Raw genomic sequence first — 14,706 nt, forward strand, 5'->3', positions numbered from 1 at the left:
ATTTACTCCTTCGCCTCGTTGCGGCCGAGGTGGAACGCCGTCACTGCTGCAGCCAGCAGCAGCATCGAGGCCAGTTCCACCACCAGCAGGTAAGGGCCGAACAGGCTGATGCCCACGGCCTTGGCGTCAACGGTGGTATGACCGATGGCGGCGCCGCTCGGCTGCACGAACAGCACGTACAGCAGTTCGGCCAGCAGCAGGACGGCGAGGAACACCGGCCCGCCCCAGATGCCGGGCTTGAGCCAGCCGCGCTCCTGGGCGACCGACGCCGGCCCCAGGTTGAGCATCATCACCACGAACACGAACAGCACCATGATGGCGCCAGCGTAGGCGATCACTTCGAGCACGCCGGCAAACGGCGCGCCGAGGGCGAAGAAGGTCATCGCCACGGAGATCAGCGAAATGATCAGGTAGAGCAGGGCATGCACCGGGTTGGTGTTGGTGATCACCCGCAGGGTGGACACCACGGCGACACCGGATGCGAAATAGAAAGCGAATTCCATCTTTCTTCCTTAAGGGAGCAAGCTCTTCACGTTGATCGGCTCGGCTTCGTTCTGCGCGGCGCCCTTCGGCTTGCCGGCAACGGCCATACCTGCAACACGGTAGAAGTTGTAATCAGGGTTCTTGCCGGGGCCGGAGATCAGCAGATCTTCTTTCTCGTACACCAGGTCCTGACGTTTGAACTCGGCCATTTCGAAATCCGGGGTGAGCTGGATCGCGGTGGTCGGGCAGGCTTCCTCGCAGAGGCCGCAGAAAATGCAGCGCGAGAAGTTGATGCGGAAGAACTCGGGGTACCAGCGACCGTCTTCGGTCTCGGCCTTCTGCAGCGAGATGCAACCCACCGGGCAGGCCACGGCACACAGGTTGCAGGCCACGCAGCGCTCCTCGCCGTCGGGGTCGCGGGTCAGCACGATGCGGCCGCGGTAGCGCGGCGGCAGGTAGACCGGCTCTTCGGGGTATTGCAGGGTGTCGCGTTTGCGGAACCCGTGGGAGAACACCATCACCAGGCTGCGCAGCTGGGTGCCAGTGCCCTTAACGATGTCGCCAATATACTTGAACATGGGTCAAATCCTCACTGGGCCGCAACAGCTGGCGTGTTGAGCAACACGAGCGCAGCGGTCACCAGCAAATTGATCAGGGTCAGCGGCAGGCAGAACTTCCAGCTGAAGTCCATCACCTGGTCATAGCGCGGGCGCGGGATCGAGGCGCGCAGCAGGATGAACAGCATGATGAAGAACGCGGTCTTCAGGGCGAACCACACGAACGACAGTTGCGGCAGGATGCCGAACGGCCCGTGCCAGCCACCGAAGAACAGGGTTACCAGCAGCGCCGAGATCAGGATGATGCCGATGTACTCGCCCACGAAGAACATGCCCCACTTCATGCCGGCATATTCGATGTGGTAGCCGTCGGCCAGTTCCTGTTCCGCTTCCGGCTGGTCGAAGGGGTGACGGTGAGTCACGGCCACGCCAGCGATGAAGAAGGTACAGAAGCCGAAGAACTGCGGAATGATGAACCACAGGTTCTGCGCCTGGTATTCGACGATGTCGCGCATGTTGAACGAGCCGACCTGGGCCACGATGCCCATCAGCGCCAGGCCCATGAACACTTCGTACGACACGGTCTGGGCCGAGGCCCGCAGGCTGCCGAGCAGGGCGTACTTGTTGTTCGACGACCAGCCGGCGAACAGGACGGCGTACACCGACAGGCCGGCCATGGCGAAGAAGAACAGCAGGCCGATGTTCAGGTCCGCGACACCCCAGGTCGGGGTGATCGGGATGATCGCGAAGGCGATCAGCAAGGCGCTCATGGCCACCACCGGCGCCAGGGTGAAGATCACCTTGTCGACGAAGGGCGGGTTCCAGTCTTCCTTGAAGAACATCTTCAGCATGTCGGCGGCAATCTGGAACATGCCGAACGGGCCGACGCGGTTAGGACCGTAACGGTCCTGCCACCAGCCCAGCAGGCGACGCTCGACGAAGCTGAGCAGCGCACCGCAGACCACCACCGCCAGCAACACCACGATGGCCTTGATGACAGTGAGGATCACATCGATCACTTCAGGGGTGAACCAGGTCATTGTGCTGCCTCCTGCAAGCCTTCGACGGATGCACCGAAGATGGCAGGCGGGATGCCGGCCAGGCCTTTGGGCAATGCAACCAGGCCTGCGCCCAGTTCCTCATTGATGCGCAGCGGCAGACGCAGGGTCTGGCCGGCCACGTTCAGGCTCAGCAGTGCGCCGTCGTTGACGCCCAGGCGGTCGGCTTCGGACTTGGCCAGTGCCACGTAGGCCTGCGGGATGCGCTCCTGCACCGGGGCGGCGCGCGAAGAGTTCTCTTCACTGCCGAACAGGTGGTAGAACGGCACGGCCTGCCAGGTGCCACGGGCCGGCGAGAACGCCGCCGGAACGCTGGCGAACCAGTTCAGCCTGTCGCCCTGGGTCTCGATCAGGCGGGTGCCCGGGTCGCCTGCACGCAGGTGACCACCGACCTCGTCCTGGAACTTGTTCCAGGCCTGCGGCGAGTTCCAGCCCGGCGACCAGGCGAACGGCACCTGCTGGCGCGGTTCGGCGGAGCCCGAGTAGCCTTCCATGGAGAAGGCGAACGCGGTGTCCGGGTCTTGCGGGGTACGTGGCTCGTGCACGCTGATGTTGGCGCGCATGGCGGTACGGCCCGAGTAGCGCAGCGGCTCGCGGGCCAGTTTCATGCCCTTGATGCGGAACGCGGCCGATGGCGCGGCGTTGACGATGCCGGCCAGTTGCGGCACCACGCCAGCCACGGCGTGGGTCACGTGGTCCAGCTGGGTCCAGTCGACCGGCTTGTTGAGCAGGGTGGCACGCAGTGCGTGCATCCAGCGCCAGCCTTCGTGCACCAGGATGCTGCTGTCCAGGTACTGCGGGTCGAACACCTGGAAGAAGCGCTGGGCGCGGCCTTCCTGGCTGACCAGGGTACCGTCGCCCTCGGCGAAGGTGGCGGCCGGCAGCACCAGGTGCGCGCGGTCGGTGGTCGGGGTTTTCTGGTGGTCGGCAACGATCACCACCTTGGCCGCGGCCAGGGCAGCGTCGACCTTGGCAGCCGGTACGCGGCTGTACAGGTCGTTTTCCAGCACCACGATGGCGTCGGCCTTGCCGGCGATCACGGCGTCCAGCGCCGCATCGATCGACTCGCCACCGAGCATGGCCAGGCCCAGGCTGTTGGCCTCGGGCACCACCAGGCTCAGCGAGCCGTTCTTCTCGCGCAGCTTGAGTGCCTTGGCGATGTTGGCGGCAGCTTCGATCAGAGCCCTGGAGGCCAGCGAAGTACCGGCAACCACCAGTGGGCGGTTGGCCGCGACCAGGGCGTCGGCGATGCGCTTGGCCAGGTCCAGGGCTTCTGCGTCCAGGCCTTCGACGGCTGGGGCGCTCGGGTCGATGGCGTGGGCCACGGCGAAACCGATGCGGGCCAGGTCGTCCGGCGCGGCGTGCACGCACTCCTGCGCCACGTCGTCGAGCTTGGTCTCGCTCAGGCTGGCAATGAACAGCGGGTACATGGCGTGCTGGCCGATGTTCTTTACCGCGGCATCGAGCCACGGCTGAACGCGCATGGCATCGGCCATCGCCTCGGCCTTGCCCTTGACCGACTGGCGCAGGGCCAGGGCCACGCGGGCAGCGGTCTGGGTCAGGTCTTCGCCAAGCACGAATACCGCGTCATGGTCTTCCATGTCGCGCAAGGTCGGCACCGGCAGCGGGCTGTCGTTGAGCACCTGCAAAGCCAGGCGCACGCGCTCTAGCTCACCGGCTTCCATGCCTGCATAGAAGTGTTCGGCACCCACCAGCTCGCGCAGGCCGTAGTTGCTCTCCAGGCTTGCACGGGGCGAACCGATACCCACGATGTTGCGCCCGCGCAGCATGTCGGCGGCCTTGTCCAGCGCGGCGTCCAGGCCCAGTTTCTGGCCGTCCTGGAGCAGTGGCTGGCGTGGGCGGTCGGTACGGTTGACGTAGCCGTAGCCGAAGCGGCCACGGTCGCACAGGAAGTACTGGTTCACCGAGCCGTTGAAACGGTTCTCGATGCGGCGCAGTTCACCGTAGCGCTCGCCCGGGCTGATGTTGCAGCCGCTGGAGCAGCCATGGCAGATGCTCGGGGCGAACTGCATGTCCCATTTGCGGTTGTAGCGCTCGGAGTGGGTCTTGTCGGTGAACACACCGGTCGGGCAGACCTCGGTCAGGTTGCCGGAGAACTCGCTCTCCAGGGCACCGTCCTCGACGCGGCCGAAATACACGTTGTCGTGCGCACCGAACACGCCCAGGTCGGTACCGCCGGCGTAGTCCTTGTAGTAGCGCACGCAGCGGTAGCAGGCGATGCAGCGGTTCATCTCGTGGGAGATGAACGGGCCGAGCTCCTGGTTCTGGTGGGTACGCTTGGTGAAACGGTAGCGGCGCTCGTTGTGGCCGGTCATCACCGTCATGTCTTGCAGGTGGCAGTGACCGCCTTCCTCGCACACCGGGCAGTCGTGCGGGTGGTTGGTCATCAGCCATTCGACGACGCTGGCGCGGAACACGCGGGCTTCTTCGTCTTCGATGGAAATCCAGCTGCCATCGGTGGCAGGGGTCATGCAGGACATGACGATGCGACCACGGGTGTCGTTCTCGTCGGTGTACTGCTTGACCGCACACTGGCGGCAGGCACCGACGCTACCGAGCGCCGGGTGCCAGCAGAAATAGGGGATGTCGAGGCCTAGCGACAGACACGCCTGTAACAGGTTGTCTGCACCGTTGACTTCGAGCTCTTTGCCGTCTACGTGGATAGTGGCCATGGTTCAAAGTTCTTCGTTGGCCCGCGTCTGCGGGCGTGGCTAATGGAAAGCTGTATGCCTGCGGTTCGCCGTCATCCGGGCGAGCATCGCGGGCAACGGGCGGCACGGACCGCCCGTCTTCTTGTTCGTTATGCGCCAACCACAACGGGTTTGGCCAAGTCCGGGTGCGGTGCAGCAGTGGCTGCGATGCCGGCTTCGAACTCGGGGCGGAAGTATTTGATGGCACTGCCCAGCGGCTCGACCGCACCGGGTGCGTGAGCGCAGAAGGTCTTGCCTGGGCCGAGGAAACCGACCAGCCCCAGCAGCGTCTCGATGTCGCCTGGCTGACCCTGGCCTTTCTCGATGGCGCGCAGCAGCTTGACGCTCCACGGCAGGCCGTCGCGGCACGGGGTGCAGAAGCCGCACGATTCGCGGGCAAAGAACTCTTCCATGTTGCGCAGCAGCGAGACCATGTTGACGCTGTCGTCAACGGCCATGGCCAGGCCCGTACCCATCCGGGTACCGACCTTGGCGATGCCGCCGGCGTACATCTGGGCGTCGAGGTGCTCGGGCAGCAAAAAGCCGGTACCGGCGCCGCCTGGCTGCCAGCACTTGAGCTTGAAGCCGTCGCGCATGCCGCCGGCGTAGTCTTCGAACAGCTCGCGGGCGGTGACACCGAAGGGCAGTTCCCACAGGCCAGGGTTCTTCACCTTGCCGGAGAAGCCCATCAGCTTGGTGCCGTGGTCTTCGCTGCCTTCGCGGGCCAGCGACTTGTACCAGTCGATGCCGTTGCCGACGATGGCCGGCACGTTGCACAGGGTCTCGACGTTGTTCACGCAGGTCGGCTTGCCCCACACGCCCACGGCGGCAGGGAAGGGCGGCTTGGAACGCGGGTTGGCGCGGCGGCCTTCGAGGGAGTTGATCAGTGCGGTTTCTTCACCGCAGATGTAACGCCCGGCGCCGGTGTGCACGAACAGCTCGAAATCGAAACCGCTGCCCAGGATGTTCTTGCCCAGCAGGCCGGCAGCCTTGGCTTCCTCGACCGCACGGGTGAGGTTGCGCGCGGCGGTGGTGTATTCGCCACGCAGGAAGATGTAGCCGCGGTAGGCCTTGAGCGCGCGGGCACTGATCAGCATGCCTTCGATCAGCAGATGGGGCTGTTGCTCCATCAGCATGCGGTCCTTCCAGGTGTTGGGCTCCATTTCGTCCGCATTGCACAGCAGGTAGCGGATGTTCATGGATTCGTCTTTGGGCATCAGGCCCCATTTGACGCCCGTCGGGAAGCCCGCACCGCCACGGCCCTTGAGGCCGGAGTCCTTGACGGTCTGCACGATGTCGTCCTGCGACATCTGCGCCAGTGCCTTGCGGGCAGCGGTGTAGCCGTCCTTGGCCTGGTACTCGTCGAGCCACAGTGGCTCGCCGTCGTCGCGCAGGCGCCAGGTCAGCGGATGGGTTTCGGCGGCGCGCGCGATGCGGTTGGCCGGGCCGAAGGAAGTGATGGTCATACGTAACCCTCCAGCAGTTTGGAAACGCCGGCAGGTTGCACGTCGCCAAAGGTGTCGTCGTCGATCATCAGGGCCGGGGCCTTGTCGCAGTTGCCCAGGCAGCACACCGGCAGCAGGGTGAAGCGCCCGTCGGCGGTGGTCTGGCCCAGGCCGATGCCCAGCTCGCTCTGGATCTGGCTGACCACCGACTCGTGGCCGCCGATGTAGCAGACCATGCTGTCGCACACACGGATGATGTGGCGGCCGACCGGCTGGCGGAAGATCTGGCTGTAGAAGGTGGCCACGCCTTCGACGTCGCTGGCAGGGATGCCCAGCACTTCGCCGATGGCGTACACGGCGCCGTCCGGCACCCAGCCGCGTTCCTTCTGAACGATCTTCAGGGCTTCGATGGACGCCGCGCGCGGGTCCTCGTAGTGGTGCATCTCGTGCTCGATGGCCGAGCGCTCGGTTTCGCTCAGGGCGAAACGGTCGGTTTGGATAAGCGTGTTATTCATGCTTAGCGGTCCACGTCAGCCATAACGAAGTCGATACTGCCCAGGTACGCAATCAGGTCCGCGACCATGCTGCCGCGGATCACCGAAGGGATCTGCTGCAGGTGCGGGTAGCTCGGAGTGCGGATCCGGGTGCGGTAGCTCATGGTGCCGCCGTCGCTCGTCAGGTAGTAACTGTTGATGCCCTTGGTCGCTTCGATCATCTGGAAGGACTCGTTGGCCGGCATGACCGGGCCCCACGAAACCTGCAGGAAGTGCGTGATCAGGGTCTCGATGTGCTGCAGGGTGCGCTCTTTTGGCGGCGGCGTGGTCAGCGGGTGATCCGCCTTGTACGGGCCTTCCGGCATGTTGCGCATGCACTGGTCGATGATCTTGATGCTCTGGCGCATTTCTTCCACGCGCACCATGCAGCGGTCATAGGCATCGCCATTGCTGGCCAGCGGCACTTCGAACTCGAAGTTCTCGTAGCCCGAGTACGGGCGTGCCTTGCGCAGGTCGAAGTCGCAACCGGTCGAACGCAGGCCGGCACCGGTGACGCCCCATTCCAGGGCTTCCTTGGTGTTGTAGGCAGCCACGCCGATGGTACGGCCCTTGAGGATGCTGTTCTGCAGGGCGGCCTTGGTGTACTCGTCGAGGCGCTTGGGCAGCCAGTCGACGAAGTCCTTGACCAGTTTTTCCCAGCCGCGCGGCAGGTCGTGGGCCACGCCACCGATACGGTACCAGGCCGGGTGCAGACGGAAACCGGTGATGGCTTCGATCACGGTGTAGGCGCGCTGACGGTCGGTGAAGGTGAAGAACACCGGGGTCATGGCGCCGACGTCCTGGATGTAGGTACCCAGGAACAGCAGGTGGCTGGTGATGCGGAAGAACTCGGCCATCATGATGCGGATGGTGTCGACCTTCTGCGGCACCTTGATGCCGGCCAGCTTCTCGACCGCGAGCACGTAGGGCAGGTTGTTCATCACCCCGCCCAGGTAGTCGATGCGGTCGGTGTAGGGGATGAAGCTGTGCCAGGACTGGCGCTCGGCCATCTTCTCGGCACCACGGTGGTGGTAGCCGATGTCCGGGACGCAGTCGACGATCTCTTCACCGTCCAGCTGCAGCACGATACGGAACGCACCGTGAGCCGAAGGGTGGTTGGGGCCAAGGTTGAGGAACATGTAGTCCTCGTTGGCACCGGAACGCTTCATGCCCCAGGCTTCGGGGTTGAAGCGTGCGGCTTCTTCCTCGAGCTGCTGCTTGGCCAGGTTCAGGCTGTAGGGGTCGAACTCGGTGGCGCGCGCCGGGAAGTCCTTGCGCAGCGGATGGCCTTCCCAGGTGGGCGGCATCATGATGCGGGTCAGGTGCGGGTGGCCGGCAAAGTCGATGCCGAACATGTCCCAGACTTCGCGCTCGTACCAGTTGGCGTTGGGCCAGATACCGGTGACGGTGGGCAGGTTCAGGTCACCTTCGTTCAGTGCCACCTTGATCATCACGTCGCTGTTACGCTCGACGGACAGCAGGTGGTAGAACACGGTGAAGTCGGCGCCCGGCAGGCCGCGACGCTGGGTGCGCAGGCGCTCGTCCACGCCGTGCAGGTCGTACAGCATGCTGTACGGCTTGGCCACGTTGCGCAGGAAGGTCAGCACTTCGATCAGCTTGGCGCGGGCAACCCAAAGCACCGGCATGCCGGTGCGGGTGTCCTGGGCGGTGAACGCCTCGGGGCCAAAACGATTGTTCAATTCGACGACCACATCCTGGTCGTCAGCCTTGTAAGGCGGGATGTAAATAGCGGTGTCCGCTGTCATGGTCTCGATCGCTTTCGGTCAACGTAGAGAATGAAGCCAGGCCGCCTGCTCGAATGAACAGGCGGCAGGTCGCTGGATCAGACTTCGTCGGGGCTGCGCAGGTGGGTAACCTGGATACGCTGTTCACGACGCTGCTCTTTCTGCGACGGCATCTCGGCGCGGTACACGCCTTGATCGCCGACGACCCACGAAAGAGGGCGCCGCTCCTTGCCGATCGATTCCTGCAGCAGCATCAGGCCTTGCAGGAACGCTTCGGGGCGAGGCGGGCAGCCAGGCACGTAGACATCCACGGGGAGGAACTTGTCGACCCCCTGAACGACCGAGTAGATGTCGTACATGCCACCGGAGTTGGCGCACGAACCCATGGAGATGACCCACTTGGGTTCGAGCATCTGCTCGTACAGGCGCTGGATGATCGGCGCCATCTTGATGAAGCAGGTGCCGGCGATGACCATGAAGTCGGCCTGACGCGGCGATGCCCGGATGACCTCGGCGCCGAAGCGGGCGATGTCGTGGGGCGCCGTGAAGGCCGTGGTCATTTCCACGTAGCAGCAGGAGAGGCCGAAGTTGTACGGCCACAGGGAATTCTTGCGCCCCCAGTTGACGGCTCCACTGAGTACATCTTCGAGCTTGCCCATGAAGATGTTCTTGTGGACCTGGTCCTCTAGCAGCGAATCGGAGACGGTTTCCCGTTCACCGATTGGATACTGCTCGTTGGGCGCATCGGGGTCGATCCTGGTGAGATTGTATTGCATTGCCAAAGCCTCATTGTTTCAGCTTCGCTTGCCGCTTGCGACGACCTTCGGGAGCCCAATCGAGGGCCCCGACGCGCCATAGGTAGACAAGACCTGCCAACAGAATTGCTATGAAAACGAGTGCTTCGACGAATCCGGTCCAGCCGCTTTCGCGGACGGACACAGACCATGCAAAGAGAAAGAGGGCTTCGATATCGAAGATCACGAACAGCATCGCGACCAGATAGAATTTGGCGGAAAGACGCAGGCGGGCACCGCCTGTTGGCAGCATGCCGGACTCGAACGGTTCGTTCTTGCTGCGGCCCCAGGCCTTGCTGCCCAGCAGGGCGGACAGGCCGAGCATGAAGGCACACAGGCCGACGACACCCAAAAGGAAGATGGCAAAGCCCCAGTTGTGGGCGATGAGTCCTGTCGAATCGGGCATGCTGAAAATCCTTAACAGAGCGCTTGGTCTCTGAGCTTGAAAAGAAGTAGAGCAGTGACGATATGTCGCAGCGAAATCTATCGCGCTGATTTTATGGGTAAACCCGTAGCAAGTAAAATTTCTGCAGCAAATTTATTCGTAGCATTAAGAACAAAAATCTTTCGTAACTCGCTGCAGGCCACGTATTCCGTGGATTGCGCGTGCTTTTGTTAATTATGTTTCTTGTATGGCGTAACGAAATGCAAGTTTCGAAATGATAATTAATATCATTTGAAGAGCTCCTGTTATTCCTACCTCCTGCGTCAACTAAAAGTTGTTGTTCAAGGGTGTGGCCGGCAAGTTTGTGCGGCCCTGTTTCGGGCAGTGTCTGCGTGCTGGCGCTGGGCTCTGGCTCAGGGTTGTGCGCGGGGGTGGCGCGTCGGTATCTGCGCTGCCACGGCCGTCCGCTGACGCCGGTGTGCACTAGCATAGCCAATCGGGGGTAATAAGGAAGCCTTGTGCCGGGCGGCTGGCCTTTTCGCCGGCAAGGCTGGCGCCTGCGCGGGGTATGAATGGCACAAGACCCGGAGCCCCATCACAGGCCCCGGGTCTTGCGTGTTACCCGAATGTCACCAATCGATCAGCCGATCAGTGGAACTGCTCTTCTTCGGTCGAGCCGGTCAGGGCGGTAACCGAAGACTTGCCACCCTGGATCACGGTGGTCATGTCGTCGAAGTAGCCAGTGCCCACTTCCTGCTGGTGCGCCACGAAGGTGTAGCCTTTGGACGCGTCGGCGAACTCCTGCTCCTGCAGCTTCACGTAGGCAGTCATGTCGTTGCGGGCGTAGTCGTGCGCCAGGTTGAACATGCCGTGCCACATGTTGTGGATGCCAGCCAGGGTGATGAACTGGTGCTTGTAGCCCATGGCCGACAGCTCGCGCTGGAACTTGGCGATGGTCGCGTCGTCCAGGTTCTTCTTCCAGTTGAAGGAAGGCGAGCAGTTGTAGGACAGGATCTGGTCCGGGAATTCCTTCTTGATGGCTTCGGCAAAGCGGCGTGCTTCGTCCAGGTCCGGCTTGGCGGTTTCGCACCAGATCAGGTCGGCATACGGTGCGTAGGCCAGGCCGCGGGCAATCGCCTGGTCCAGACCGGCACGTACCTTGTAGAAACCTTCCTGGGTGCGCTCACCCACCACGAATGGCTGGTCGTACGGGTCGCAGTCGCTGGTCAGCAGGTCGGCGGCGTTGGCGTCGGTACGGGCCAGGATGATGGTCGGTACACCGGCAACGTCGGCCGCCAGGCGGGCAGCGCTGAGCTTCTGTACGGCTTCCTGGGTCGGAACCAGTACCTTGCCGCCCATGTGGCCGCATTTTTTAACCGAGGCCAACTGGTCTTCGAAGTGAACGCCGGCGGCGCCTGCCTCGATCATGTTCTTCATCAGCTCGTAGGCGTTGAGTACACCGCCGAAACCGGCTTCAGCGTCAGCCACGATCGGTGCGAAGTAGTCGATGTAGCCGTCGTCGCCCGGGTTCTTGCCGGCTTTCCACTGGATCTGGTCGGCGCGACGGAACGAGTTGTTGATGCGCTTGACCACGGTTGGCACGGAGTCCACCGGGTACAGCGACTGGTCGGGGTACATGGACTCGGCCGAGTTGTTGTCGGCAGCCACTTGCCAGCCGGACAGGTAGATAGCCTGGATACCGGCCTTGACCTGTTGAACAGCCTGGCCGCCGGTCAGGGCGCCCATGCAGTTGACGAAATCTTTTTCAGGGCGGAACGAAGGGTGGGCGCCTTTGGTTACCAGGTTCCACAGCTTCTCGGCACCCATGCGGGCCAGGGTGTGCTCAGGTTGAACCGAGCCACGCAGACGAACGACATCAGCGGCAGAGTAGGTACGGGTCACGCCTTTCCAGCGTGGGTTCTCGGCCCAATCTTTTTCGAGGGCTGCAATTTGCTGTTCGCGTGTCAGTGCCATGAAAGTAAACCTCGTCGCATAGGTCGGTAAAAAATGTTCGCTCTGTCGGCTGCGCTGTGCGTACAGGGGCAGCTCCGATTGCTCGCTGGTCAGAAGCACTGGCAGCCAGTGGTGTGGGCGAAATGGCGACGTTGAACGATGGGGCTCGAAGGGGGAAGTGAGCAGGTCCTTGGCGTGGCTGCCGGGCAGGTTGGCTCGTGGTTGCCGTGCTGCGTCGATCAGGGTGTGCCGTCTACCGTTTGATGCGCTTCCGTCCCTCGGGACAACTTCGTTCCAGTCGCAATCTCGTCAAACCGCCTTGTGGGCTGTACAGACACGAATCGGCTCAGGTCGGGTAGGTCAGAGCGCAACTCGAAGGCCCTTGCCAGGGCCTCTGATTAGCGGGAGCGGGGCCATCATGCCTCTGCGATTCGGGGGCGTCAAATGTTTTGTAGTGCTTTTTTTCACCCACTACATCTTTGGTCTAATACGACTCGTCAGTCAGTTTCGAGGCCTTTGGTCGAGGCCTTGAACGGCGCGGGGTCAGTCCAGTGCCTCGACTTTTACCCGCAAAGTCATGTTCTCACCGCGCTGGGTGGAGTAACTGAGGGTCGAAGCGCTGCGATCCGCCTGACTTTGAGCGTTGACACCTGCCAGGCTGATCCACTCGCCAAGCTTGCCGGTGACCTTCGTGTCGGTGCTTTGCACCTTCACTACATCGGGACGTTCCTGGCTCATCCGGTCATTGTTGGTGCTGATGGCAAGGTGCACGGTTTCGCCGGTGACGCTGGCGGTGACGTAGAAACCCTGGGTGACGTTGCGGTACTCGGTGTTGCTCTGCACGCGTCCGTAGCTGTCGGTCTGGGTGCTGGTGATGGGAATGCTCTGGCCAACCTGGATCAGCGCCGGAGTGCCCTCGCTGGCCTGCACCTGTTGCAGCCCACCCTCACGGTTGGCGGTGCCGTAGCGGATCACGCGGGCGTTGCCGCGGTTGTCCTGGACGTTGCTGTCGGTGTTGTCGACGCTGATCAGCAGGCGCTTGGGGGCGGTGTCCAGTTGTTGCAGCAGGGTGCGAAGTTCGTCGATCTTGCCGGGCTCGGCATTGACGATCAGCTTGTTTTCGAAGGTGCTGACACTGCCGTCCTTGCCGATGAAGGCTTGCGCGGCGGGGAGCAGTTCGGCGCTGGTGCGGTGGTTCAGCGGCAGGACTTCGGTGGCGGCCAGCGCACTGAGGCTGAACGACAGAAGCAGGGTGGCGAGCAGGGGGCGTAGCGGCATGTCCATGGTCTCCGCGGGTGGAGTGGACATGATGGCAAATTTGTAGCGGTTGTGCTGGCCTGTTCGCCGGCAAGGCCGGCTCCCGCGGGTATGGGAGCTGGTCTTGCCGGCGACAGGGTTGGCGCTTACTGCGAGTCGCGCACCATGTCCACGTGCGGCAGGCCGGCCTCGAGGAACTCCTCGCTGACGACCTTGAAGCCCAGGCGCTCGTAGAATGCGGTGGCATGCACTTGTGCGGTGAGCTTCTGCTGGCGCAGATCGCGGTTCTGCGCCTCGGCGATGGCGGCCTGCATCAGTGCGTCACCCACCTTGAGCCCGCGCCAGTCCTTGAGCACCGACACGCGCCCGATCTGGCCATCCTGCAACAGGCGGGCGGTGCCGATGGCGTAGTCACCCTCAAAGGCCAGGAAGTGCACGGCGATGTTGTCGTCGGCATCCCACTCCAGCTCTGGCGGCACGTTCTGCTCGGCAATGAACACCGATTCGCGGATACGGCGGATGTCGGCGTTGTCTTTCTGCCAATCGGCCAGGCGTACTTCGATCTTATTCATTGGCAAATCCCAGGCTTCCTTGCTTGACCAGTTCGCAGATCAGGGTAAGGCCATTTTCGTCGCCAAGCCATGGCGCGAGGTTTTCCACGTGCAGGGCGTCGGCGGCGCAGATCAGCTTGAGCAGGTCGCGCAGTTCGCCCGGCAGCAGGCGGCTCTGGCCGCTGGCGAACAGCAGCACGTTGTCGTCGACTTCCGACCAGGCCAGGCGCGCGCTCGGGTTGCGGATCAGGATCGCACCCTGTTCCAGGCTGTCGATCAGGTCTTCTTCGCTCAGTGCCTCGCCAGCCACCAGTTCCGGGTAGCGTGGTTCGGTCATGAACTGGCCGAACCAGGTCAGCAGCAGGCGCTCGTCGCTCATGTGCTCGGCCAGCAGGCCCTTGAGGCGGTCCAGGGCGTCGCGCTGGATCTGGTGCGGGTCGCTCACCGGCTGGGCGTCGGCGTCGGTGTAGCGCTCTTCGTCAGGCAGGAACTGGCTGAGGAAGTCGGTGAAGTGGGTCAGCACTTCGGCGGCGCTCGGCGCGCGGAAGCCGACCGAATAGGTCAGGCAGTCGTCTTCGGCCACACCGTAGTGGGCCAGGCGCGGTGGCAGATAGAGCATGTCGCCCGGTTCCAGGGTCCACTCGTCGGTCTGCTCGAAGTCGGCCAGGATACGCAGGTCGGCGTGCTCGATCAGCGGGCTGTCGCTGTCGCACATCTGGCCGATCTTCCAGTTGCGCTTGCCCTGGCCTTGCAGCAGGAAGACGTCGTAGTTGTCGAAGTGCGGGCCCACGCTGCCACCCGGGGCGGCGAAGCTGATCATCACGTCGTCGATGCGCCAGCTTGGCAGAAAGCGAAAGCTCTCCAGCAACTCGCCCACTTCCGGCACGAACTGGTCGACGGCTTGTACCAGCAGGGTCCAGTCGCGCTCAGGCAGGGTGCTGAAGGTGTCGTCGTCGAACGGGCCGCGGCGCAGTTCCCACGGGCGCTCGCCATGTTCGATGACCAGGCGCGATTCGACTTCCTCTTCCAGTGCCAGGCCGGCCAGTTCATCGGCATCGATCGGGCTTTCGAAATCAGGGAAGGCCTGGCGAACCAGCAGGGGCTTCTTCTGCCAGTAGTCGCGCAGGAATTCGCGGGCAGTCAGGCCGCCCAGCAGCTGAAGTGGGGTATCAGGATTCATGTGTAACCTATTGAAAAAAAGTAATTTTCTTTCAGCAATAAAAACGCCCGGCCA

13 protein-coding genes are annotated in these 14,706 nt (G+C 63.1%); all 13 read right to left on the reverse strand.

What is annotated here, in order from left to right; genetic code table 11:
- Window positions 1–2 precede the first annotated feature (2 nt).
- Window positions 3–503 (reverse strand): NADH-quinone oxidoreductase subunit J, encoded by a 501-nt coding sequence (gene nuoJ / locus V9K84_RS05430; RefSeq protein ID WP_043860871.1) that lies wholly within the window; start codon window positions 501–503, stop codon window positions 3–5.
- 9 nt (window positions 504–512) lie between these two features.
- Window positions 513–1,061 carry an NADH-quinone oxidoreductase subunit NuoI gene (gene nuoI / locus V9K84_RS05435; RefSeq protein ID WP_009400993.1) on the reverse strand — a complete coding sequence of 183 codons (549 nt, stop codon included), beginning with the start codon at window positions 1,059–1,061 and terminating at the stop codon, window positions 513–515.
- Window positions 1,062–1,072: 11 nt separating this feature from the next.
- Complete coding sequence (gene nuoH, locus V9K84_RS05440) at window positions 1,073–2,080, reverse strand: NADH-quinone oxidoreductase subunit NuoH (RefSeq protein ID WP_054915105.1); 1,008 nt, start codon at window positions 2,078–2,080, stop codon at window positions 1,073–1,075.
- Window positions 2,077–4,791 carry an NADH-quinone oxidoreductase subunit NuoG gene (gene nuoG / locus V9K84_RS05445; protein ID WP_043860869.1) on the reverse strand — a complete coding sequence of 905 codons (2,715 nt, stop codon included), beginning with the start codon at window positions 4,789–4,791 and terminating at the stop codon, window positions 2,077–2,079. Before nuoG ends, nuoH begins: the two co-directional genes overlap by 4 nt.
- 128 nt (window positions 4,792–4,919) lie before the next feature.
- Window positions 4,920–6,275, reverse strand: a complete 1,356-nt coding sequence (gene nuoF, locus V9K84_RS05450) for an NADH-quinone oxidoreductase subunit NuoF (RefSeq protein WP_088515155.1) — start codon at window positions 6,273–6,275, stop codon at window positions 4,920–4,922.
- Window positions 6,272–6,769 carry an NADH-quinone oxidoreductase subunit NuoE gene (gene nuoE, locus V9K84_RS05455; protein WP_043860867.1) on the reverse strand — a complete coding sequence of 166 codons (498 nt, stop codon included), beginning with the start codon at window positions 6,767–6,769 and terminating at the stop codon, window positions 6,272–6,274. The genes nuoF and nuoE overlap by 4 nt, the downstream gene beginning before the upstream one ends.
- Window positions 6,770–6,771: 2 nt before the next feature.
- Window positions 6,772–8,553, reverse strand: a complete 1,782-nt coding sequence (gene nuoC / locus V9K84_RS05460) for an NADH-quinone oxidoreductase subunit C/D (RefSeq protein ID WP_043860866.1) — start codon at window positions 8,551–8,553, stop codon at window positions 6,772–6,774.
- A gap of 77 nt (window positions 8,554–8,630) precedes the next feature.
- On the reverse strand, window positions 8,631–9,308 hold the full coding sequence (locus V9K84_RS05465; RefSeq protein WP_043860865.1) for an NADH-quinone oxidoreductase subunit B: 678 nt from the start codon (window positions 9,306–9,308) through the stop codon (window positions 8,631–8,633).
- A gap of 10 nt (window positions 9,309–9,318) precedes the next feature.
- On the reverse strand, window positions 9,319–9,732 hold the full coding sequence (locus V9K84_RS05470) for an NADH-quinone oxidoreductase subunit A (RefSeq protein WP_010220397.1): 414 nt from the start codon (window positions 9,730–9,732) through the stop codon (window positions 9,319–9,321).
- A gap of 627 nt (window positions 9,733–10,359) precedes the next feature.
- Window positions 10,360–11,685, reverse strand: coding sequence for an isocitrate lyase (gene aceA / locus V9K84_RS05475; protein ID WP_338794250.1), 1,326 nt, complete (start codon window positions 11,683–11,685; stop codon window positions 10,360–10,362).
- Between the two features lie 522 nt (window positions 11,686–12,207).
- Entirely contained in the window at window positions 12,208–12,942 is a 735-nt protein-coding gene (locus V9K84_RS05480; protein ID WP_231390883.1) for a secretin N-terminal domain-containing protein, read from the reverse strand.
- Between the two features lie 125 nt (window positions 12,943–13,067).
- A complete protein-coding gene (locus V9K84_RS05485; RefSeq protein WP_043860862.1) occupies window positions 13,068–13,493 on the reverse strand; it encodes a GNAT family N-acetyltransferase in 426 nt (141 codons plus the stop codon).
- Window positions 13,486–14,652, reverse strand: coding sequence for a cupin domain-containing protein (locus V9K84_RS05490; protein WP_043860861.1), 1,167 nt, complete (start codon window positions 14,650–14,652; stop codon window positions 13,486–13,488). Before V9K84_RS05490 ends, V9K84_RS05485 begins: the two co-directional genes overlap by 8 nt.
- Window positions 14,653–14,706 lie beyond the last annotated feature (54 nt).

Origin of the sequence: Pseudomonas sp. AE27 (assembly GCF_037113495.1) — a bacterium.
In the GTDB taxonomy this organism is placed as follows: domain Bacteria; phylum Pseudomonadota; class Gammaproteobacteria; order Pseudomonadales; family Pseudomonadaceae; genus Aquipseudomonas; species Aquipseudomonas palmensis.